This window comes from Gammaproteobacteria bacterium (assembly GCA_003696665.1).
In the GTDB taxonomy this organism is placed as follows: domain Bacteria; phylum Pseudomonadota; class Gammaproteobacteria; order Enterobacterales.
In genome coordinates, this window is the sequence record RFGJ01000028.1 from 1 (window position 1) to 1,804 (window position 1,804).

2 protein-coding genes are annotated in these 1,804 nt (G+C 46.7%); both read left to right on the top strand.

The window, feature by feature from the left end; translation table 11 throughout:
- The first annotated feature begins 32 nt into the window (after positions 1-32).
- A complete protein-coding gene (locus D6694_00740; protein RMH48243.1) occupies positions 33-650 on the top strand; it encodes a hypothetical protein in 618 nt (205 codons plus the stop codon).
- Positions 651-840: 190 nt separating this feature from the next.
- A complete protein-coding gene (locus tag D6694_00745) occupies positions 841-1,629 on the top strand; it encodes a hypothetical protein (GenBank protein RMH48244.1) in 789 nt (262 codons plus the stop codon).
- Positions 1,630-1,804: the final 175 nt, after the last annotated feature.

The following is a 1,804-nucleotide window of genomic DNA, read 5'->3' on the forward strand; positions in this document are numbered from 1 at the left end:
GACCTTTTTTCTGAATCGATACGATTTGAATTATGGCTGCTGTTGGAAGCACGAATCTGAATCTGTCCGTTTATCTGATATTGATTGCACTCCTTTCAGGATGCGGTGGTTGTACGGAAGAGCAATTATTGCAGAACCTGAACAACGGAAACTCGGATCCGGAAGTCCTATACATAGAGACATGGGGAACAGACGTGCGTCAGGCCCTGGAGTTGGCGACAGGTTATGATTGCCTCGGTTTTTCTGATTTCACTGCGCGTGTGGAAATCAGGGTTTATACTGCTTCATATGTAGATGGGCAGGTTTTGCCTGACCCCACACCCTACTTTGAGACTCTTTTATTGGATATTCCTTTTTCAGCGAATACCGGTTTCAATCAAGGCACTGTAATTTCCATTTCTGTACCGGAGACAGGCGGCTATGCAATCGAGATGTTTATCGAGGTTCAGGCTTGCAGTATTTGTTGTCATGGGGCAGGCTCTAACCAGTGTGGCACCCGAATCGTGAATGGAAAATGTGACGCTGGCTTGCCGAGAGTCAGGCATCAAGTAGTGTATGATGCTGAGCATAGACCTAAGCCTTATTATAATTATGTTCCTTCAAGGTGGGATATGGTTAAATGTGTGTGCGCGTGTGATGTAGAGTGTTGATATGAAGTTGTTTTGTATTTTAGAAAGAAAATTTGGCTGTATTTGAGAGGCAACTGATTGCCAAAACACTCAGTTTTTTGAACTAAAACCTGATTCAGATCAAATTGTTGATTATTAATTTTTAAAATTTATTAATGCGATAGTTGTTAGTTGATGTCAAAGATTATTTGCGTAATCAAAAAAATGTTTTATGTACAGATTATATTTTCTTTTTGTTGTTATAGCATGCGCGTTTGCTTCCTGTGAAAAAAATCCTTCAGCTTCGGAAGCCGCAGTACAAGGTATTGTGGATGTGGAAGACGTGGCAATGAGGGGGCTTGGTGAATTTACGATCGATGAGGTGGATAGTCATATAAGAGTGCAGCTTTTCGGTTACGACGGTTCTTGTGACCTCCACGATTTTACTTCCTCGGCTGTATTCAATGATGGAATGGATGCAGCAGGAGAAGTGTTTGTGGAAAACTTGCCTTTGGACAAAATTGAAGAAGAGGGTAAATTCCGGTATTTGATTAACAATGCGCAGTACAGGCATTTATTTCCGCCCGACTTCGACCCTGAAGAAATTTCCCGATCGGGCGAGGTGGACATCAGGTTTGAATCGGAGATGCCGGAGAAGTATGGGTCGTTTTCCGAGACATTTACAATCCCCCATCCGCTGTGTCTGGAGGTTGCTTTCAGCCATGGGTACGAGCACAGCAAAAGCGAGGACCTGACCTTTACCTGGGAGCCGGATGACAGATGCGATTACGTCTATGCAGCCCTTTGTGCGCCGGGTGCACCTTGCATATTCAAGCAGTTCGACGATGCAGCGGGCAGTGGCACAATCGCGGCTTCTGAGTTTGCCGATTTTCCGGTCGGCAAGGATGCCTGGCTGTTTGTGGGTCGCGGCATGGGCAGTGTGGTAGCGTATTCGAATGGTCAAAAGATAGGGGTATTGAGGTATTTGTACATGTTGGGCACTGCGACCATGGTACCCTGAATCGGGCGCTGACTGACGCCCGGCACAAAGCCCCGGCAGCCATTGCGGTTGTCGGGGCTTTCTCGTGTGAAAGAGTGACGGAGAGACGGGGTGATGGAGTGAGGGAGAGAGGAGTGAGGAGAGAGGAGTGACCACAGCGTCGGGTGAAATCGGTGGAACCGGTGCAATCGGGCAA